General features: G+C 51.5%; 17 protein-coding genes. 8 read left to right on the forward strand and 9 right to left on the reverse strand.

From position 1 onward, the window contains the following. Positions 1 to 4: 4 nt before the first annotated feature. The 3 genes from C4F51_RS12655 to rpoE form a co-directional block, all read right to left on the reverse strand. Positions 5 to 898, reverse strand: coding sequence for a MucB/RseB C-terminal domain-containing protein (locus C4F51_RS12655; protein ID WP_193910331.1), 894 nt, complete (start codon positions 896 to 898; stop codon positions 5 to 7). Positions 899 to 1,029: 131 nt separating this feature from the next. Beyond that, on the reverse strand, positions 1,030 to 1,728 hold the full coding sequence (locus tag C4F51_RS12660) for a sigma-E factor negative regulatory protein (protein WP_193910333.1): 699 nt from the start codon (positions 1,726 to 1,728) through the stop codon (positions 1,030 to 1,032). Positions 1,729 to 1,942: 214 nt separating this feature from the next. Beyond that, a complete protein-coding gene (rpoE, locus tag C4F51_RS12665; RefSeq protein WP_193910335.1) occupies positions 1,943 to 2,527 on the reverse strand; it encodes an RNA polymerase sigma factor RpoE in 585 nt (194 codons plus the stop codon). 274 nt (positions 2,528 to 2,801) lie between these two features. Between rpoE and nadB the strand changes: the two genes are divergently transcribed. Together nadB and C4F51_RS12675 are read left to right on the forward strand one after the other, a co-directional pair. Then, complete coding sequence (gene nadB / locus C4F51_RS12670; protein WP_407926922.1) at positions 2,802 to 4,460, forward strand: L-aspartate oxidase; 1,659 nt, start codon at positions 2,802 to 2,804, stop codon at positions 4,458 to 4,460. A 170-nt stretch (positions 4,461 to 4,630) separates the two neighbouring features. Beyond that, the gene (locus tag C4F51_RS12675; protein WP_193910337.1) at positions 4,631 to 5,710 is read left to right on the forward strand and encodes a beta propeller repeat protein; all 1,080 of its coding nucleotides are present in this window, start codon (positions 4,631 to 4,633) and stop codon (positions 5,708 to 5,710) included. Positions 5,711 to 5,718: 8 nt separating this feature from the next. On the opposite strand, the gene C4F51_RS12680 is transcribed toward C4F51_RS12675, so the two are convergent. Beyond that, positions 5,719 to 6,228, reverse strand: a complete 510-nt coding sequence (locus C4F51_RS12680; protein ID WP_328701370.1) for a protein YgfX — start codon at positions 6,226 to 6,228, stop codon at positions 5,719 to 5,721. Continuing rightward, positions 6,191 to 6,442 carry an FAD assembly factor SdhE gene (locus tag C4F51_RS12685; RefSeq protein ID WP_193910340.1) on the reverse strand — a complete coding sequence of 84 codons (252 nt, stop codon included), beginning with the start codon at positions 6,440 to 6,442 and terminating at the stop codon, positions 6,191 to 6,193. Before C4F51_RS12685 ends, C4F51_RS12680 begins: the two co-directional genes overlap by 38 nt. A gap of 382 nt (positions 6,443 to 6,824) precedes the next feature. On the opposite strand from C4F51_RS12685, the gene ygfZ reads away from it, so the two are divergent. Together ygfZ and C4F51_RS12695 are read left to right on the forward strand one after the other, a co-directional pair. Beyond that, the gene (ygfZ, locus tag C4F51_RS12690) at positions 6,825 to 7,808 is read left to right on the forward strand and encodes a CAF17-like 4Fe-4S cluster assembly/insertion protein YgfZ (protein ID WP_193910342.1); all 984 of its coding nucleotides are present in this window, start codon (positions 6,825 to 6,827) and stop codon (positions 7,806 to 7,808) included. Between the two features lie 43 nt (positions 7,809 to 7,851). Next, positions 7,852 to 8,688 (forward strand): HDOD domain-containing protein, encoded by an 837-nt coding sequence (locus tag C4F51_RS12695; protein WP_193910344.1) that lies wholly within the window; start codon positions 7,852 to 7,854, stop codon positions 8,686 to 8,688. A gap of 66 nt (positions 8,689 to 8,754) precedes the next feature. On the opposite strand, the gene ung is transcribed toward C4F51_RS12695, so the two are convergent. Further along, the gene (ung, locus tag C4F51_RS12700) at positions 8,755 to 9,441 is read right to left on the reverse strand and encodes a uracil-DNA glycosylase (RefSeq protein ID WP_193910346.1); all 687 of its coding nucleotides are present in this window, start codon (positions 9,439 to 9,441) and stop codon (positions 8,755 to 8,757) included. Between the two features lie 82 nt (positions 9,442 to 9,523). Next, a complete protein-coding gene (locus tag C4F51_RS12705; protein ID WP_193910348.1) occupies positions 9,524 to 10,126 on the reverse strand; it encodes a peroxiredoxin in 603 nt (200 codons plus the stop codon). A gap of 336 nt (positions 10,127 to 10,462) precedes the next feature. On the opposite strand from C4F51_RS12705, the gene C4F51_RS12710 reads away from it, so the two are divergent. The 4 genes from C4F51_RS12710 (at position 10,463) to C4F51_RS12725 (ending at position 13,505) form a co-directional block, all read left to right on the forward strand. Beyond that, positions 10,463 to 10,672 carry a (2Fe-2S)-binding protein gene (locus tag C4F51_RS12710; RefSeq protein WP_193910350.1) on the forward strand — a complete coding sequence of 70 codons (210 nt, stop codon included), beginning with the start codon at positions 10,463 to 10,465 and terminating at the stop codon, positions 10,670 to 10,672. A 154-nt stretch (positions 10,673 to 10,826) separates the two neighbouring features. Next, positions 10,827 to 11,300 (forward strand): bacterioferritin, encoded by a 474-nt coding sequence (bfr, locus tag C4F51_RS12715; RefSeq protein ID WP_193910352.1) that lies wholly within the window; start codon positions 10,827 to 10,829, stop codon positions 11,298 to 11,300. A 171-nt stretch (positions 11,301 to 11,471) separates the two neighbouring features. Beyond that, positions 11,472 to 12,464 (forward strand): 2-hydroxyacid dehydrogenase, encoded by a 993-nt coding sequence (locus tag C4F51_RS12720; RefSeq protein ID WP_193910354.1) that lies wholly within the window; start codon positions 11,472 to 11,474, stop codon positions 12,462 to 12,464. A 93-nt stretch (positions 12,465 to 12,557) separates the two neighbouring features. After that, entirely contained in the window at positions 12,558 to 13,505 is a 948-nt protein-coding gene (locus C4F51_RS12725) for a histone deacetylase family protein (protein ID WP_193910356.1), read from the forward strand. A gap of 23 nt (positions 13,506 to 13,528) precedes the next feature. Here C4F51_RS12725 and C4F51_RS12730 read toward each other — a convergent pair whose 3' ends face one another. Further along, positions 13,529 to 15,943, reverse strand: a complete 2,415-nt coding sequence (locus tag C4F51_RS12730; RefSeq protein WP_193910358.1) for an ABC transporter permease — start codon at positions 15,941 to 15,943, stop codon at positions 13,529 to 13,531. Continuing rightward, a complete protein-coding gene (locus C4F51_RS12735) occupies positions 15,940 to 16,647 on the reverse strand; it encodes an ABC transporter ATP-binding protein (RefSeq protein WP_202987678.1) in 708 nt (235 codons plus the stop codon). Before C4F51_RS12735 ends, C4F51_RS12730 begins: the two co-directional genes overlap by 4 nt. Between the last annotated feature and the right edge of the window lie 31 nt (positions 16,648 to 16,678).

A 16,678-nucleotide genomic window follows, 5' to 3' on the forward strand; every position in this document is an offset into this window, starting at 1 on the left:
CACCTTATTGCTCCACCGGCCCTACAGCGGTGGAAGCTTCGATACTGGCAGCAATTTGCTCCGCCGCTACCGCCGGAATCTCACCAACGACCGTAACCCGGTACAGCTGATCATTGCGCACAGCCTTGCTCATATACAACACCGTTGGCCCACGTTGACCAACGCCTTCCGGCGGAGGACTACCCGCCGCTTCAATAAAGATGGAGAAGGTAGTAAGCCCATCGGTGTACATCAACATGTCGCGCACCGGGCTAACTTTTTGCTGGCCGGTAAAGGCAAAGCCTGGCGGTATCCAACGTACCCGCCATTCTTGCGGTTCGCCGGTCCGGGTTTGGTTACATTCATTCATCGGCGCTTTCGCCACCCGCTGTTTTTGTGCCAGCGGCGAATTTTTCATCGCTTCCACATCCGGGTTCAAATCCAGCTCGACAAACTGATACCGCTCAATACTGCGACCATTGGTATCTACAGTAAGCGACTTGAGGATAAGGCCGGTTTCCTGGTCAACACTCAGAACCAACCCATAACGGTACACATCGCGTGGAATAACTTGCAGCACGGTGGTCATACGACCGGCGACCCGCTCTACCGAGCGCACCTGGAATTGATAAAATTCTTCAAGACCGGCCAGGCGCTGTCCCATTTGCGTGAGGCGGCCTTGCAGCAGTTGATCACCGGGGGGATAGCAGTCAAGCGCTTGACCATTGCGAACAATTTCGCGCTCCGGGCCACTGAGGTATTGCAGACGTTCGTATTCGATACCGTCTTCTACCCAATGCGAAACGCGGAAAGATTGCAGGGTGTAGCTGTGCTGATGCTCATAGGTGAATGAGCCCTGGTAATTCAGCGTGTGCGAAACCCGCGACATTCTCGCCAGAATGGTTTGAATGCTTTGCACCTCCGCGCCGGCCTGTGATGCCCCGCTGGCAGGTTGCGTATCAGTTTCGTTCTGCGCTAATGCAACTGGGGACGTGTGCACGATGGCAAACGTCCCCAGCAAAATAATCCACTGCGTTATCCGCATATAAATCAGTCTTCTTCAGTAAACACCACACGGGCAAAGGGCAACATTCCCTGGCTACTGTTCAGCGCGGCATTATCTGAATGGGATTCAATCAACTGATTCAGATAATCACGTATTTCTTCGTTCGGCGCAGCAGCCTGGGTGTTGGTGCTCTGACGCGGAACAAAGATGACCTGACGGTTATCCTGGGGACGAGCTTCGTAACTGTTGTGCATACCCACGGTACGCAGAGACAGCGGTTGACCATGATAGCCTGACGGCAGGGAAACTGCACCCGCTGGAGCGGCTTCAACCGCGTTATTGTCGGCCACAACCGGCGCTCCGGCCTCATTGGCGTCATAGGTTTGAGCAAACAGCAATACACCACCGGCAACCGTGGCCGCTACGGCGAAACGGCCAACATTTTGCCACCAGTGATTTTTTTGCTGGACGGCTTCCCGCGGCGTTTCAGCAGCAGCGGCTGTATGAGCATCTTCTTCAGCAATCGCTGCACTGACGCGGGCCGCGAAATCGCCTGCTTCGAACAGGGGCAGATCCTGACGGATGACCGCGCTGGCTACCTGATAGCGACTCCAGGTAGCTTTGATCTCAGGCTCGGTCTGGCTCGCCTTGAGCAAACGCTGCAGCTCCAACTCTGTCGCTTCGTTATCTACCAGGGCAGATAATGATTCGGCAAAAAATTGCTGTTGGGATGATTCCGTCATTCCGGGAATACCTCAGTCAAAGACAAATATAACGGGCCATCGATCACTGTTGACGCCCTGCTGTTTATAACGAATGGCCGCGTTACCGCCAATCTGTTTGTTGTTTCCGTAAAACCTGACTTAAAGACCTGGCGGTTTTTCAAAGGTTCAATATTCTGCCGCTTTTGATCAAGTTTCGTTAACAATGTGAATAAATTGTGCAAACACCCCTGACTCAGGAAATCAACGGCTGGATTTTTTTATCAATCGCTTCCCGCGCACGGAAAATACGTGACCGCACAGTGCCCACCGGACAATCCATAATGGTAGCGATGTCTTCGTAGCTCAAACCTTCCATTTCACGCAAGGTAACCGCGGTGCGCAGATCTTCCGGCAAATCGCGAATAGCCTGATCAATGGTGGCCTGAAGCTCGTCGCGCAGCAGATTGTGCTCCGGCGTATTCATTTCCTTCATTGCTTCGTTGCCGCTGTAGAACTCGGCATCTTCCACCTCGACATCGCTGGCAGGTGGGCGGCGGTTACGGGCCACCAGATGGTTTTTGGCGGTGTTGATCGCAATGCGATACATCCAGGTATAAAACGCACTTTCACCGCGAAAGTTCGGCAACGCCCGATAAGCCTTGATAAAAGCGTCCTGGGCAACGTCCTGCACTTCAGCGTGATCACGAATAAAACGGCTGATAATTGCCAGAATCTTGTGTTGGTATTTAATAACCAGCAGGTCAAATGCCCGCTTGTCACCCTTCTGTACACGTTCCACCAGTTGCTGATCAGCATCTTGGGCTAACGGCTCTGTCATTCTCGTAAAACCCCCAAGTACCTTGTGTAACCACAAGGTCAATTCCCCGCTTTTTCGGTAGCTACCCGTAGGTGCCAGCAAAAAAGCTATTTGTAAGCGGGATCTACCCCTGACGCAAAAGTCCTCTTTTGCAATAGCGGCATAGACCCGTTCTGCCAGTTATAAGTTCCGCGCGATTATACGGGTTTCTATATAACTATAGGCGTTAATTCAGAGAAGCCGTATAGGGGTTAGTCAACGGGTTGTATATACTGCGCCTTTCAGCAGTCTCCTGATGAACGGACAGGTAGTGATGAACAAATATTACAGTCATGACATTTTGGTAATCGGTTCCGGTGCGGCCGGCCTGACATTGGCTCTTCATTTGGCCAAATACGCAAACGTTGCGGTACTGAGCAAAAGTGCGCTCAATGAAGGATCTACCTGGTTTGCCCAGGGCGGCATTGCCGCAGTATTGGATGATCAGGATTCCATCGAGGCGCATGTGGCGGACACGCTTATCGCCGGTGCGGGCCTGTGCCACGAAGACGCGGTACGCTTCACCGTTGAGCACAGCAAAGAAGCCATTGAATGGCTGATTGATCAAGGGGTAAATTTTACCCGCGAGAACGGCAAAACCGATTACCACCTGACACAGGAAGGCGGTCACAGTCATCGCCGTATTATTCACAGTGCCGATGCGACCGGCCAGGCGGTGCATACCAGCCTGATTGATCAGGCGCTGCAGCAATCCAACATCGAATTATTCGAGCACCATCTGGCAGTAAACCTGATTACCCAGGCCGATGATGGCTACCCTCGCCTGCGCTGTACCGGTGCTTACGCGCTGAACCACAATGACGATCATATTCACGTATTCCAGGCCAAGGTAGTGGTGCTTGCAACCGGCGGTGCCAGCAAGGTTTATCTCTACACCAGCAACCCCGACAGCGCCAGCGGTGACGGTATCGCCATGGCATGGCGCGCCGGTTGCCGGGTGGCCAATATGGAATTCAACCAGTTCCACCCCACCTGTTTGTATCACCCCAACGCAAAAACGTTTCTGATTACCGAAGCGTTGCGTGGCGAAGGCGCTTACTTGAAATTGCCGAATGGCGAACGTTTTATGCCGCGCTTTGATGAGCGCGCCGAACTGGCACCGCGCGATATTGTGGCGCGCGCTATTGACCACGAAATCAAACGTCTGGGCTGCAAGTGTGTGTATCTGGACATCAGCCACAAGTCACCGGAATTTATCAGCGAACACTTCCCCACGGTAAAAGCCCGCTGCCTGGAATTTGGCATCGACATTACCAAAGAGCCGATTCCGGTAGTACCCGCCGCGCATTACACCTGCGGTGGTGTGGTGGTAGACCGCAACGGCCAGACAGATCTTGAACATCTTTATGCGATTGGAGAAACCACCTTCACCGGCTTGCACGGTGCCAATCGCATGGCCAGTAATTCGCTGCTGGAATGTATCGTTTACGCCCGCTCCGCCGCCGAAGATATTCTCGCCAAGCTGAATGCAATCCCCCAACCGGACAAGTCGCCCGCCTGGGATGAATCGCGAGTAACCGACTCCGACGAAGATGTGGTGATCTCGCACAACTGGGATGAGCTGCGCCGCTTTATGTGGGACTACGTGGGCATCGTGCGCACTCACAAACGATTGGAACGCGCCACCCATCGCATCAAGCTGCTGCAAAAAGAAATCGCCGAGTACTACAGCCATTACAAAATCAGTGGCGACCTTATTGAACTGCGCAACCTGGCAACCGTTGCCGAGTTGATTATTCGCTCTGCTATCGAACGCAAAGAGAGTCGCGGCTTGCACTTCTCGCTGGATTACCCCAACAAATCGCCAGTGGCTCGGGATACCGTGCTGGTACCGGCCAACTTCGCCGGGCAAAATCTCATCATCAGCAAAAACCGCTCTGTTGCAGAAGAGTAAACACGCCTCTGTTGCTGAAAAGCCGATGACACAAATCATCGGCTTTTTTATTTTTCACGCCCCGCCAACCTCCACCGCGCAATTGCTTACAATCAGGTACATTTTTTTACTACTCCCGAAGTGATGCCTTGCCATACTCACCCGGTCATTATCACGGGAGACGGGCCAGCATGGCACTTCGCTATCAACTTCCAATGCTGTTGCCATTTGTTCTTGCCACGTGCGCCTTGCTATCGGCCTGCGGTGGCGGCGACCAACGGGATAAACCTCAACCGTCAACCACCATGACGTTTATCCACGACGGCTTGCAAGGCCTGACCATCCATCAGCTTTATCACCACAACGACCAGCTATTTGCTGCCACCAGCAACGGCGTATACGTTAAAACATCCACCTCGGATGGCTGGAAAATTCGTGGCCTGGCGAATTTTCAGGTAACCGACATCGCCTTCATGGATACCGCGCATTTTATTGCCAGCGCACAAGCAAACACTCAGGACGCTCCGGCTGCGCAACTGCTCGAAACCACGACTGCCGGGCATCAATGGCAGCCGCTGGATGCACACACCAGCCTGGCGCCAGCTACTGATTTGCAGGGCTTGAGTTATGCCGAAGAAGTGAATGCGCTCTACGCCATCAGTGAAAATTTTCTACTGACATCATTGGATAGCGGTCGTGACTGGCAACCCTTGTTACCTGAGCAAACAACCAACCCGGTGGTCTCGTTGTTTGTCCTTCGCCACCCGGTTACCGGCGATATCTGGTCCGGTGGTTACAACGAACAACTCCAGCCCTGGCTGCAAGCCTGGTCTGCCGATACCGGGCAAACCCTGGTCGCGACAAGCGTGGGCAAAACGCCCGGCCGCGTTCGTCACCTGAGCCTGGACCCGGAGCGCCCCGCTACGCTGTTGCTGAGCAGTGATGAAGGCTTATGGCGCAGTGAAGATTACGGAAAGCAGTGGAATTTTTTGCAGGCGCCACCGGCCAATAGAATGTATCCAACGCTGCTGCATGACCCTCGCAACGCTGACTGGGTATACACCAGCAGCCGCGAAATAAACAACACGGGTTCGCAACGATTAATTTTTGAAATGTCGCAAAACCGCGGCACAAATTGGACACGTTATTACTATCCGGGCAATAACTTGCAAGGCGGAACGCAAAGCATGCTCGCAGTCATAGAAAACCATAAAACAGTGGTTTATCTGGGGCTGGCAGGTGGCGGCATTGTTAAAATCAACATGCCGTAGAGCCTGTTTTATTGATGGCGGGAGCTGCTTTTCCAGTAACGGGTTTTAAGATAGACACGCAGTTTGCGTTGATTGTCGGCAGTGGCGCTATCGGGCAAAATCACCAGCCTTTTACGCTGCCCGGTAGCAATATTGCCCAGCGGCAAAACGATCAACCAGGACCAAACCACCACATCATCAACAATGCGCCAATCGTGGCTCGCGGTTGTTGTCATATTCTGCTGCCAGCACCAGGTGTCAGAGCGCATTTCCAATATGCCCTGCTGTTGGCGCTGCCAACGGCGAAAATAAATCCAGTGCGCCAAACACATGCCCGCATAAACAATCACCAGCAGCAGGCTTTGCCAGCTGACGCCCAGCGCACTGACAATCGCCATCACGGACAGGGATGCAAGCAATACAGTTACCAGCGCAACCCCGTTATATAAATACCCGGAAGGTGCCAGAGGAATGTGTAAATGATAACGGGGCGAGGCCGGCTTAGCTGCGGCGGGGCAAGCCTGTGTTGTCGCGAACAATATCTACAATCCTTTGTAAACGGCTGTCGGATGGATCTTCCCTGCGCATAAACCAGGCGTACATGTCCTGGTCTTCACACAACATCAAGGCTTCATAACTGACTTTATCTTCAGCGGACAAGGTGTCATAGACCCTCTCGACAAAGGGCAGCAGAATCAGGTCAAGCTCAAGCATTCCCCGACGGCTGGCCCACAACAAGCGATTTTTATCCATGATAGGTTCCGCGCTTTGAAAAACGCCCAGTATACCAGGATGCGTGCGGCAAAAATATTCTTTCCGGCCAGCGTCACCTTTCACCGCGCCTTTTGGTTGCCGGTCGCTTTTTGCCGCTGAATGCAGATCTCGCTAAAAAGCCGGTTTCTACAACGCCAAAAAAAGTGACACTTACAACAACAGGTGATCATTAAAAAACCAAACCATGAGTTGAGCGGCGCGTTAACGCATTATTTTTTATCACAATAAATCACAGGCAGGTTTCGGATGGCCCTGGTTGCAGTATAGTTAGCGGTTTGCACAAGGTTGTTGGCGCACAAGGATTCGTTGAATCCGTCACGCGCCATTTTTCTGTTTTCCCGCGCCTATGGAGCCTGATGCTATGAGTGCTCTCACTATTTCTGACACTTTGGCAACTACCACTGACTCACTTCAATTGATCGAGCTTGATCACCAGGGAATTCTGGGTATAGAAGGCCCGGACGCCGTTAAATTTTTACAAGGCCAGGTGACTTGCGACATCCGCGATCTGGCGTCGCCAGTCAGCCGGGCTGGCGCCCAATGCACGCCGAAGGGGCGTATGCTGTCCAGCTTTCGGGTACTGCAATCGCAACCGGAAACCTTGCTGCTGCGCGCCGACACCGCGATGCTGGAGGCCATCCAGAAGGATTTGGGCAAATATATTGTGTTCTCCAAAGCCAGGCTGAGTAACCGCAGCGAACACTACCGGTTGCTGGGTATAACGGGTGCCGGCGCCGCAAAATACGTTGAAGAGATTAGCGGCCAGACTTTCAGCGGCAACGATGCCTGGCTGAAATACCGGCAAAGTTTTTTTATTCAACTCGACGAACAGCGCGTTGAATGCTGGCTCGCCAGCGAGGATGCCGTGCAACTGACCAGCCAGCTCGGCACGCGCACGACCAAAGCTCCCGCCAACAGCTGGACACTGGCAACCATCCGTGCCGGATTCGGTGAGGTTTATCCGGAAACCCGTGAGCTTTTCACCCCGCAATCGTTAAATTATCAGCTGGTCAATGCGATTAACTTTCGCAAGGGCTGTTACACCGGCCAGGAAATTGTCGCGCGCCTGCATTACAAGGCCACGCTGAAGCGTCACATGTACCGCGTGACCTTTAGGCTGCCGGATGGTTTTTCTCTACCAACACCGGGCGCCGGGATTGTAGATGCCCAGGGGAAAACACTTGGCGAGTTGGTCGTAGCCGCCGTTGACCGGAACAATACCGCGGAAGCTCTGGTGGTTGTGCCGGACAATCAGCTTGAGCACCTCTATCTTGCACAACATCCGGAGATTCAGCTAACCAGGCTGGATCTGCCTTACCTTATCCCTCTTGAGAATGACCATTGATCAGGAACCGGCCGCAACAGCCCGTACAACAACAGGAAATACGATGAATTTGATTCTCGACAAGGTCCGTCAGGAAATAATCCAGGCCATTGAATCTGACCGACTGGTTTTACCCACACTGCCCGAAGTCGCCTTGCGGGTACGTGAAGTGGCAGAAGACCCCGCGGCTGATATGGAAACGCTGGCTGCGGTTATCGGCAACGATGCTGCTTTGAGTGCTCGCATTATCAAGGTCGCCAACAGCCCGCTACTGCGCGCTCCGCGTCCGTTAAATGATTTGAAATCGGCGGTGATGCGGCTCGGTATTGCTTACACCAGCAACATCGCTACCGGCCTTGCCATGGAGCAAATGTTCCAGGCAACTTCTGATCTGGTAGATCACCGCATGCGCGAAGTCTGGAGCCGCTCCAGCGAAGTAGCCGGTATTTGCCACGTGTTGTGCCGCCACTACACAAAATTGCGCCCCGATCAGGCAACCCTGGCCGGGCTCGTTCACCAAATCGGTGTGCTGCCTATTTTGACCTACGCGGAAAGTAACCCGGCGCTGCTCAGCAACAGCCTGGTGCTGGATCGTGTGATTGAAGAATTGCACCCGATTCTGGGTGATCTTATCCTGAAAGCCTGGCGCTTTCCGGCTGAGCTGGCGCGTATTCCTTCGGAGCACTTGCAGTTTACCCGCGAACAAAACCACGCCGATTACGCGGATATCGTAACCGTGGCACTGTTGCAAAGTCATATGGGAAGCACCCACACCCTGGCAAATGTGGACTACAGCAGCGTTACCGCCTTCGCCCGCCTCGGCTTGGAAACCGACATGCAATACGCCGAATCGGAAGATCTGTCGGCAGAAATGGAAGCTGCCATGTTGCTGCTTTCATAAGGCAGACAAAGGTTCAAACCCCGCACACCGCGTGCAGCCTTGACACTGCACGCTTTCACCACCTGATTAGAGGACCGACCAATTGATGGGTGCCTTGCCCTGTTGCTGCAAATATTGATTCGCCGCAGAAAAGTGTCCGTTGCCGATAAAACCGCGATAGGCCGACAAAGGTGAAGGGTGCGGTGATTTCAAAATCAGGTGTTTGCGACCATCAATCAACTGACTTTTTTTACCGGCGTAGCTGCCCCACAACAGAAAAACAACACCTTCACACTGCTCACTCACCACCTGAATAGCCCGGTCGGTAAAAACCTCCCAGCCCTGCCCCTGATGCGACCCGGCATTGGCACGCTCCACCGTCAGCGTGGCATTCAGCAGCAACACGCCCTGCTCCGCCCAGGACTGCAAACAACCGTGCGGCGGCACTGCAATACCCAGGTCGCGATTCAACTCTTTGAAAATATTTTGCAAGGATGGCGGCGTCGCAACACCGGGCTGAACAGAAAAACACAAACCGTGCGCCTGGCCCGGCCCGTGATAAGGGTCTTGTCCGATAATCACCACTTTTACGGCGGACAACGGCGTGCTGTTAAAGGCGTTAAAGATATTGGCCGAGTCAGGGAATACCACCTTCCCCAACTGCTTTTGCTGCAACAGAAAACGGCGCAAATGCGCCATGTAGGGTTGTTCAAACTCGGATTGCAGCGCAGCCAGCCAATCAGCTGGCAAATCCACTTTACGGGCAGCAGACATAAAAACCTCATTACAGAGGCCGGGAACGAAAAAGCCCGGCAATAGCCGGGCTTTTTACTAAACATCACAGCAAATGTAAAACTTACAGTTTGCTGGCGTTGGCAGACAGGTACGCAGCAACGCCTTCCGGAGAAGCAACCATACCGGCATCACCTTGTTTCCAGCCAGCCGGGCATACTTCGCCGTGCTCCTGGTGGAAAGCCAGCGCGTCAACGGTACGCAGGGTTTCATCAACGTTACGGCCAATCGGCAGATCGTTTACCAGCTGGTGACGTACAACACCGTCTTCGTCGATCAGGAAGGTGCCACGGAAAGCTACACCGCCTTCAGATTCAACGTCGTAAGCTTTAACGATGTCGTGTTTAACGTCAGCTACGGCGGTGAAACGAACCGGACCAATACCACCGTCGTTTACCGGGGTGTTTCTCCAGGCGTTGTGGGTGAAGTGAGAGTCGATAGAAACACCGATCACTTCTACATTGCGCTTTTTGAACTCTTCAACGCGGCTATCGAAAGCCAGAATTTCTGACGGACAAACAAAGGTGAAGTCCAGCGGCCAGAAGAAAATAACGGCTTTCTTGCCTTTGATTGCAGAGTACAGGTTGAAGTCTTCAACGATTTCACCGTTTGCAAGAACAGCGGCTGCTGTAAAATCCGGTGCTTGTTTACCTACTAATACGGCCATGTCGGTCTCCTGGATGATTGACAGGTTAAAAGAAATTGGCAGAACGATCCCGCGAAAATATCACCGGCGCTCCGATATGAGGTTGTTCAGCATCACAACTGAAGAATCTCACAATGAGTAACCATTTAGCTGATAGCAGTTGGCTATAATACACAGTCATTTTTTTCTGTCATATTGATTTTCTATATGACGCCCATAGTACAGCCACCCGCCTTATAAACCCCTCGAATTTAACGCTCACTTTTTACACAAAAAACTTCCCATATATTATTGACATAAATTCTCATTAACATTAGGATTCGCATCTCAACCCGCTACCTCCTTTCGGACTACTCCATGTACGTGTGCTTGTGTAAAGGCGTAACTGATCGTCAGATTCAAAAAGCTGTCCAGGACGGAGCCACTACCATTAAACAACTGCGCAATTGCCTTGGCGTTACCAGTCAATGCGGCAAATGCGGCATCACCACCCGTGAAATCCTCAACGAAGCGCTGGAGTCTGTCTCCGAAAACAACGCTTTCGGGCTTTGCTACGCTGTTGGTTAAGCAATAACCGGCGACAATGCAAAAGAGAATTTGAATCACTTTTCATTAGATTCATTTTCCTTTATATTTCAATAGCTTACGCTTGACTTCCACTCCGGTCAGATCCAGACTGTAGAACACCGTGCGTTCTACAATCAGATTCCAGGAGCAGATCATGAAAGGCGATGCCAACGTTATAGCCGCTTTAAACAAAATTCTCGGTAATGAGCTGGTCGCCATTAACCAATACTTTCTACATGCGCGTATGTACAAGGATTGGGGTCTGAAAGAACTCGCTGACCACGAATACCATGAATCCATTGATGAAATGAAACACGCCGACATCCTGGTAGAGCGTATTTTGTTCCTCGAAGGCCTGCCCAACCTGCAAGACCTCGGTAAATTGCATATCGGTGAAGATACCCGTGAAATGTTGCAATCCGACCTGAATGTTGAACTGAAAGCGATTCCTGATCTGCGCGAAGCGATTGGTATTTGCGAAGGCGTTCAGGACTTTGTCAGCCGCGATCTGCTGAAAGGCATTCTCGAATCTGAAGAAGAACACGTTGATTGGCTGGAAACCCAGTTATCACTGATTGAAAAAGTCGGCCTGCCCAACTACCTGCAAAGCAAAATGGGCCCGGTGTAATCCAGCCCCACCCGCATTAAACCTTGCCTGAACACTGCGCCAGCGATGTTCAGGCATTTTTTTATTCGGCGCCACCTTTCTGCTGTACCCCGATTTTCTTGCGCTGAATCAAGCAAGTAGCGGGGTTTTGTTTTAGACTCGGGACATGCATTGTTCAACGAGGACAACACCATGAAAGTGGCCGTTTTCAGCACCAAATCCTACGACAGGGAATCCCTGACACAAACCAATGCCGGGCGTCACGAGCTGGTGTTTCATGATGTGGCGCTCAATGTTAAAACCGCTGCACTGGTTGAGGATTGCAATGCCGTCTGTTGTTTTGTCAATGACCAACTGAATGCTGCGGTACTGAAACGCCTCTCCTTGCAAGGCGTTACGCTGGTCGTGCTACGTTGCGCTGAAGTGCAGCAAGTAGACCTCGCTGCCGCCAAAACCCTGGGCATCACCGTCGCTCGCGTACCCGGTTACTCGCCTCACGCCGTTGCGGAACACGCATTGGGATTAATCCTGATGTTGAATCGCCACCTCCATCGCGCCCACTACCGGGTACGTGAAAACGACTATTCGCTAAATGGTTTGCTGGGCTTTGACCTCGCCGGAAAAACGGTCGGGGTTATTGGCACCGGTGCTATCGGCAGTGTGTTCGCTCGCATCATGCAAGCCATAGGTTGCAAGGTAATTGCCAACGACCCGGTTGTTGATGAAAGCCTGCAAGCTGCTGGCGTCGCCTATCTGTCGTTGGATGAATTCTACAAGCAAGCCGATATTATTTCCCTGCACTGTCCGGTTAATAAAAACACCCGTCACATCATCAACGCAGCAGCCGTTGAGGCGATGAAAAATGGCGTGATGCTTATTAATACCGGCGCGGGCGCGCTGGTGGATACCGAAGCCGCCATTGAAGGTTTGAAAACCCGTAAAATCGGCTATCTCGGGCTGGATGTTTATGAAGCCCCCAACCATGGCTTTTATGAAGACAATTCCAACCAGGTGTTGCAGGATGATGTATTTGCTCGCCTGCTTACCTTCCCCAATGTTGTTGTCACTGGCCACCAGGCATTTTTCACCCGCGAATCGCTGGCCACTATCAGTGAGCAAACCCTGGAAAATATTACCGCTTTTGAAAGTGGCAAGCTGGCGCTGGTGCATCAGGTTACTGAATAATAGCCATCGTTATTTAAACCGGAAAACTATCCGGTAACAGGGGTGCTTAGCGAAGCATCCTTTATCTGTAAAACAACCAGACCTGCTGCTGCCATGATTGCAACTTTTATTACGCATCCCGCCTGCCATCAACACGACATGCCTGCAGGGCATCCTGAATGTGCCGCACGGCTGGATGCCATCGACAATCAACTCCTTAGCAGCGGTCTGGATTGTTTGCTGTACCACCGCGAAGCCACTGCCGCCACCAACGAACAAATTTTGCGAGTACACAGCGCTGCGTATTTGCAAAAAATTGAACAATCCCTGCCGCAAAGCGGCTGCGTTTCATTAGGCGATGATGTTTTTGTATCGCCCGGTACCTTGAATGCCGCACGCCACGCAGCGGGTGCCGGCATTACCGCTATTGATAGCATTATGAAAGGCGAAACCGATGTTGTGTTTTGCAATGTGCGCCCCGCAGGCCACCATGCAGAGCGCGATAAAGGCATGGGCTTTTGCATTTTTAATAACGTCGCCATTGCCGCAACCTATGCCATGGATAATTACGGTATGGAACGCATTGCCATCGTGGATTTTGATGTGCACCACGGCAACGGCACCCAGGCCATTTTTTTAGATGACCCGCGGGTGCTGTTTTGCTCGGTATTTCAGCACCCGTTTTATCCGGATACGCCTATCGCCCCGGTGCCGCAACACATTATTAACATTCCCCTGCCCGCCACCGCGCGCAGCAAGGAATTTCGCCAAGCACTGAATGAAAAACTCTTTGATAAACTGGAAGCCTTTGCCCCCCAACTTATTCTTATCTCGGCAGGCTTTGACGGCTATATTGATGACGATATGTCATCCATGTCTCTGGTTGAGCAGGATTACGCCTGGATTGGCCGGGAGCTACGAACGTTAATGGATAACAGCCAACAAAAAAACGATGCCGCACAGCAATGTCGCGGCATCGTTTCACTATTGGAAGGCGGTTACGATATTGACTCCCTCGGCCGCTGCGCTATGGCCCATTTGAAGGCACTCGCCAAACTGTAAAAGCTTCCACTAGGGCAATAACCTTAATCCTTGCCACGTAAACCATACGACACTGGCCTCAGCAACATAGGACGTAGCGGTAAATAGGTAGCCAGAGCGGCTGTACTACCAACCAGCACCACTGTCGCAATAGCTCCCCACAGAAGTTGCCAATTCATAAACTCAGAAAGTACCGACCATAAAAGCGATATCAGCACGACGAGAAAAATTATCCCTGCCGTAGCTCCGCTGGAGAATGCTCCGGAATAATCCTTGAAGATATCCAGCACCAGCGCATTATGCCGGGCGCCAATAGCGCGTCGAACCGCAATTTCGGCAGCACGCATTTGTGTGGAATAACTGAGAACACCATACAAACCCACGCCGGCAAGCAATATGGTCAAAACGGCAAGAACAGCCGTCGTTACCGCTGTTGCATAGTGCGCGAACAGCAGACGGGCTTTGGTTTCCGATAATATATCCAGTGTCGAAACAACCATACGGCCATCAACTTCCTTCAGAACATCAACAAGCTGCTTGTTGGTTATTTTCTGATTGGCTTTCAGCTGGAGTAACATCCAGAACCTGGCGCGGTCTGCCGGCGCATAAATTCTGCCGACCGCGGAATCACTCCCGGGCTTGTAGATGTCTTCCACAATACCAATGATAACGAAGGTGCGATCCATTGCATTCAGCGTACGCCCAATCACATCAAGATCTGGCGATAGCATTCGCGCAAAGGTTTTATTCACGATAACAACATCACTGTCAGGCACCAACTGCTCTCTCGAAAAAGCGTCGCCGGCAATGAGCGGAATATCGAGCAGGTCGAAATAGCGATGATCAATACGCATGCCCATGGGTGAAAACTGTTGATTGCTTTGGGAATCAACGATATTCCAACTGAAATCGCTGATCAACGGAGAACTGCCAAAGGTAATGGCTTCGATTTCCGGTAACTGCAGCAGTTTCCGTTCGAATTCCAGCAAAACAGGTACCGGGTCAGGCAAATCATCGATAAGATCCAGCTGCAGATTAACCATTTTTTCGGTGTTAAAACCCATAGGCCGCTCGATTCTTTCGATAGCGTTACCAAATAAAACCACATTACTGAAGGTTAATACCGCAGCAACGGCAACCTGACTGGCAATCAACCAGTTTCTTGCTCTTTTTGATACTGTCGCGCCCGTGCCTTTGCCGCTGGCTTGCAATGCATTGTTCAAACGTTTGTAGTCAATTAATGATGAACACACATAGACAAAAATGACCGTTAACAAACCTATCAGCACCAATGCCGCCGAAACACTGATGTAATTCAGTCCAAGTTCATTCAGTCTGGGTAACAACTCAGCAAAATAAACCTGCATTACGATAAAACTGGAATGCGCGATACCCAGAGCAAAGAGTGCCGCAACCAGCAGCAAGAGAAAGGTTTCTAAAAAAATTTCCGAACGCAGATGAGCTTTCCTTGCGCCGAGCGCCGCCCTGATGGCTAATTGACGGTACTTTTCTGCCGTGCGAGCCATAAAGAGGTTGGTGATATTGGCCACAGCAATAATCAGCAGCCCGGCAACACCCGCTACTAACAGATAGATCGTCTTATTGGTATCGGACGAGATGACATCCTTCAACGATGTAACAGTGATGCTCATCGACCAGTCTGCAAATCGCGGCAGCGAATTGACGTTGGCGAAGAAATCCTGCTCTGAAAAATTGCTTAACAGGCTTGCTGCCTGGGCGGCATTAACACCTGGCTTTAATTTACCGAGAAACCTGATGCGGAAATCATTGTTGCTCCAATCATCACGAAAAGATGAGCCATTAAAAAACCAGGGCATCCAGATATCAGTGAGCGCATTATTGCCATTCAGTGTGGGTTCTATAAAGTCCGACGAAACCACCCCGACAATCTGAAAGTTGGTACCGGCAATACGCACGCTTTGCTGGAGGATGTCATCACGCCCATCGAAAAGATCCTGCCAGGCCCGATAACTCACTACCGCTACCGGCCTGTCATCAGCAAACCCTTCTTCAGGAGAAAGCGCACGCCCTAGTGCCATTTTGGAAGCCAAAAAGTTGAACCATTCGGGCGTTACATAAGCGGTTGCTGCCGTGCGCTGGCTCGCATCCGAAGCAAGCACTTCGCGGTCATAAAACAGCAAGGTGCATTGAGTGAAGGCGATATCGCAGTGGTCGGTATATAAAGACTCGGCAGCAGGATAAATAAAGCTGCTCGAAAGCAGATTGCCCTCGGAATTATAAATGTCGTAATCCAGCGCAACCAGTTTTTCCTGCTCGGGATAAGGCAATGGCTTGAAGAGCACGAGATAGCCCAGTGTTAGCACCGCAATCAATGCGCCCATGGTCAAGCCCATGGTAACTATAACGCTGATAACAAATCCCGGCCTCTTGCCCGATTCAAGCAAACTTTGCCGAATAGCATATCGGGAGATCGTCATACGGGTTGCCCTGCTTCGGGCACATTCAAAAACTCTCCATCGAGGAGTTGCAAGCGGGTTCGGGCCAAATCGGAATAACGCGGATCATGGGTAACCATGCAGAGTGTGGTGCCCTGTTCATTGAGTTTTTCAAGCACCCCCATTACCTGATCGCCACTTTTCGAGTCCAGGTTGCCGGTAGGTTCGTCAATCAGCAGAATGGCCGGATTTGCCACCAGGGCCCGGGCAATGGCGACGCGCTGCTGCTGCCCACCAGATAATTGATTCGGTTTATGAGATGACCGGTGGGTGATGCCGACCAGCTCAAGACATTCCTTAACCCGGTTTTCAATGTCAGTGCGGGTAGACTTCATATCGCTGTAGCGCAGAGGCAAAGCGACATTGTCAAAAACACTGAGCTCATCAATCAGATTGAATGACTGGAAAATAAATCCGATTTTTCGATTACGCATGGTTGCGGCATCATCGAGGGAAAGCTGAGTAACATCAATTCCATCCAGCCAATAGGTGCCTGCCGTCGCGGTGTCCAGCAAACCTAACAAGGAAAGTAGCGTTGATTTTCCACAACCGGATGGCCCGGAAATAGAAACATAGTCGCCCGCATAAATATTGAGATCAATTTCTTTAAGGGCGTAGGTATCCATGGTTTCAGTTTCAAACACCTTGCTAATGTTTTTCATCTGAATAGTCATTCCGGGACCCATAATGATTTCCTTTTGCTACCTGGATATTTAA

This window comes from Cellvibrio polysaccharolyticus (assembly GCF_015182315.1).
Classification (GTDB): Bacteria; Pseudomonadota; Gammaproteobacteria; order Pseudomonadales; family Cellvibrionaceae; genus Cellvibrio; species Cellvibrio polysaccharolyticus.